Origin of the sequence: Elstera litoralis (assembly GCF_000963705.1) — a bacterium.
Classification (GTDB): domain Bacteria; phylum Pseudomonadota; class Alphaproteobacteria; order Elsterales; family Elsteraceae; genus Elstera; species Elstera litoralis.
In genome coordinates this window covers 1-606 of the sequence record NZ_LAJY01000965.1, presented here as the reverse complement: position 1 = coordinate 606, position 606 = coordinate 1, and the positions used below count along the sequence as shown (strand labels likewise).

2 protein-coding genes are annotated in these 606 nt (G+C 51.2%); both read left to right on the top strand.

Annotation, left to right across the window (positions count from 1 at the left end; genetic code table 11):
• Positions 1-93 (top strand): BolA/IbaG family iron-sulfur metabolism protein (locus VZ95_RS20980; protein WP_045777598.1); only part of this gene is annotated, 93 nt, incomplete at its 5' end.
• 22 nt (positions 94-115) lie between these two features.
• Positions 116-454 (top strand): Grx4 family monothiol glutaredoxin, encoded by a 339-nt coding sequence (gene grxD / locus VZ95_RS20975; RefSeq protein WP_045777597.1) that lies wholly within the window; start codon positions 116-118, stop codon positions 452-454.
• The last annotated feature ends 152 nt before the right edge of the window (positions 455-606 follow it).

The following is a 606-nucleotide window of genomic DNA, read 5'->3' as shown; positions in this document are numbered from 1 at the left end:
CAACAGCATCAAATGGTCTATGCGGCCTTACGCGGCAAAATGGGGGGCGAGCTGCATGCGCTCGCCCTGCAAACCGCAACGCCCGACGCCTGATCTTCCCTGAAAGGATAAAGCTATGACTGACGCAACCGTTCGGGACCGCATTCACCAGGAAGTGACTGGGAATGACGTGGTTCTGTTTATGAAGGGCACCCCGGTTTTTCCGATGTGCGGATTTTCCGCTGCCGTTGTGCAGCTTCTCAATCATCTGAACGTGCCGTTCAAAGGGATTGACGTGCTGCAAGACCCCGGCATTCGCCAAGGTATTAAAGAATATAGCGAATGGCCAACGATTCCCCAACTTTACGTTAAGGGCGAGTTCATTGGCGGCTGTGATATCGTTCGCGAAATGCATGAAAGCGGCGAGTTAATCGAAATGCTCAATACGCGCGGCATTAACGTTCAGGCCGCGTAACGTTCGGCAGCAAGGGGGTGGCGATTAGGCCGCCCTCTTTCTTATTTCGTTAATCGAATTTTATGTAATTTGAATCAAAATCAATTTGCTGGCGTCACAAAAGGTCAATCTTTTGCAGCGCGATAGTTTTTTCCCATCCGGTCGGCGGCTTT